Origin of the sequence: Phytoactinopolyspora endophytica, from assembly GCF_004138495.1 — a bacterium.
In the GTDB taxonomy this organism is placed as follows: domain Bacteria; phylum Actinomycetota; class Actinomycetes; order Jiangellales; family Jiangellaceae; genus Phytoactinopolyspora; species Phytoactinopolyspora endophytica.
Genome location: NZ_ML142854.1, coordinates 127,218 through 129,411 on the forward strand (window position 1 = coordinate 127,218; position 2,194 = coordinate 129,411).

4 protein-coding genes are annotated in these 2,194 nt (G+C 67.2%); all 4 read right to left on the reverse strand.

Annotated features, from left to right (window positions below; genetic code table 11):
* Window positions 1-689, reverse strand: a 689-nt coding sequence (locus ELR45_RS13610) for an NUDIX hydrolase (RefSeq protein WP_165367754.1), incomplete at its 3' end; no start/stop codon positions are given.
* Window positions 686-1,156 (reverse strand): RidA family protein, encoded by a 471-nt coding sequence (locus tag ELR45_RS13615; RefSeq protein ID WP_129666853.1) that lies wholly within the window; start codon window positions 1,154-1,156, stop codon window positions 686-688. The genes ELR45_RS13615 and ELR45_RS13610, both read right to left, overlap by 4 nt.
* 38 nt (window positions 1,157-1,194) lie before the next feature.
* Window positions 1,195-1,353, reverse strand: coding sequence for a Sp36 family protein (locus tag ELR45_RS13620; RefSeq protein WP_129666855.1), 159 nt, complete (start codon window positions 1,351-1,353; stop codon window positions 1,195-1,197).
* 56 nt (window positions 1,354-1,409) lie between these two features.
* On the reverse strand, window positions 1,410-1,937 hold the full coding sequence (locus tag ELR45_RS13625) for an Lrp/AsnC family transcriptional regulator (protein ID WP_129666857.1): 528 nt from the start codon (window positions 1,935-1,937) through the stop codon (window positions 1,410-1,412).
* Between the last annotated feature and the right edge of the window lie 257 nt (window positions 1,938-2,194).

Here is a 2,194-nt window from a genome sequence, read left to right on the forward strand (position 1 = left end):
CCGGGGTACTCCCGGTCGCCGGGGATCAGAACCAGGACGTCGTCGCCCCGGTCGATCCAGCCCGGCAGGACGGCCTCGACCGGGCGTGTCCTCGGCACGTCGTCCACCGTGCCGTAGCGGGCGAGGTCTTCGAGGATGGCCCAGGTGACCGTGAGCATCGTCCACTCGCCGCGTTCGGCACGGGCGATCGCGTCTTGCGGCGTGATCCAGGTGACGTGGGAGGCCTCGCCCGAGACGTCGCGGGGTTCCTGCCCGGCAGGTGGTTCAGCGGCGAAGAACCATGTGTCGAACCGTCGTTCCTCGAACCTCGGGGTGATCCAGTGCGCCAAGGGAACCAGAGTCTCTGGTTCCAGGACGACGCCTGTCTCCTCCTGCGTCTCGCGCAGGGCGGCATTGACGAACCCAGCCACCGACGACTCGGTCGTGCCCAGCCGCGCCGCCCATTCGGAGCTGTGGCGCAGCGGCGTCATGTCGGCCGGATCGACGCTGCCGCCCGGGAAGGCGACCATTCCACCGGCGAACGCCATGCTGGTGTGGCGCAGATGGACGTAGACCTCGAGACCGTCGGCTCCGGAACGTAGCAGGAGCACGGACGACGCCGGCCGCGCCGGCACGGGTGTCCGGCGCTCGGCGATGAACGCCCGCGCCCGCTCAGCGGACGCGGGCGGCAGTCTCCGGCCGATCGTCAACGGACCTCGACGACCAGTTCGATCTCCACTGGGGCGTCGAGCGGCAGGACCGCGACCCCGACTGCGCTACGGGCGTGCTGCCCGGAGTCGCCGAACGCCTTCCCGAGTAGCTCGCTCGCGCCGTTGAGCACCTGAGGCTGCGACGTGAAGCTCGGAGCCGAGGCGATGAAGCCCGTCACCTTCACAATGCGGGCGACGGCGGACAGGTCACCGATCTCGGCGCGGAGTGCGGCCAGGGCGTTGAGCGTGCACTGCTGCGCGCACTCGTAGGCCTCCTCCGGGCTGACGTCTGCCCCCACCTTTCCGGTGCGGATCAGATCACCGTCCTTCAGCGGCAGCTGACCCGAGGTGTAGACGTACGAGCCGGTGCGCATGGCAGGCACGTACACGGCTACCGGTGCGGCGACCTGAGGCACCTCCAGTCCAAGCTCGGCCAACCGCGTCTCTGGGCTCACGACGTCGCTCACCGGGCGCACTCCCTATCGCTCATCCGTCAGTTGCCCGCTCATTCTGGCTTCTCCCGCTTGAAGTACGCCACCAGGTTCTCCGGGTTCGCGCCCGGAACTATCTGGACGAGCTCCCATCCGTCCTCGCCCCACGTGTCGAGGATCTGCTTGGTGGCATGGATCAGTACTGGTGCGGTTGCGTATTCCCACTTGGTCATGGCGCGAGCCTACTGGTGCCCTGGCGGACACGGTTCCAGGCCCGGCGGGGACGTGCTTAGCGTGTCGAGTCTGCGTTCCACGTCGGTCCCTGGCCGTGATGCTCGTCGAAGATCAGCCATGTCCGGGTACTGCGCACCCCGGGTATCTCGTGAATACGCTCCAGGACGATGCGCCGTAGCTCGGCGTTGTTCGGCGTGCGGACCAGGGTCAGGACGTCGAAGTCGCCGCCCACCAGCGCGTAGTGCTCGACGAACGGCAGCTGGCTGAGCGCATCGGCCACGTCACGCCACGTGTTCTGCTGAATGGACAGCAGCACGTAGGCGCTGGTTCCCAGGCCGGCGCGTTCGGCGTCGATATCGGCGCTGAAGCCGGTGATGACTCCGTCGGAGAGCAGCCGGTTGATTCTGGCGTAGGCATTGGCGCGGGACACGTGGACGCGCTCGGCCAAGGTCCGGACAGACATCCTCCCGTCCTGCTGGAGCTCGCCGAGAATGGCGCGGTCGATGTTGTCGAGTGTGCTCGGAGGCAGTTGACCGGTCCGCCAGGTATTACGTGGGTCATGTTGAGATGTTCGGTCGTCCATGGCCCCGTCTCCTTAGCCGACTGTCATCCACGTGCCGCATATAGGGAGAAGACCATCTCATCGAGTGCGCGAATTGAAGTCAAGGGACGCGACAGGGAATGATCAGCTTAACTCCAGCGGTCGGGTCGGCGTGGCTCAGGGTCTGCGCGCCGATTATTCGGCCGGCGCCGTGCCGGTCAGGCGTCGGCGACGCGCCTTCCACAGCTCGACGGTCCGGGGCAGCTGCTCCCGGATGAACCGCATGTACTCGAGCGTCT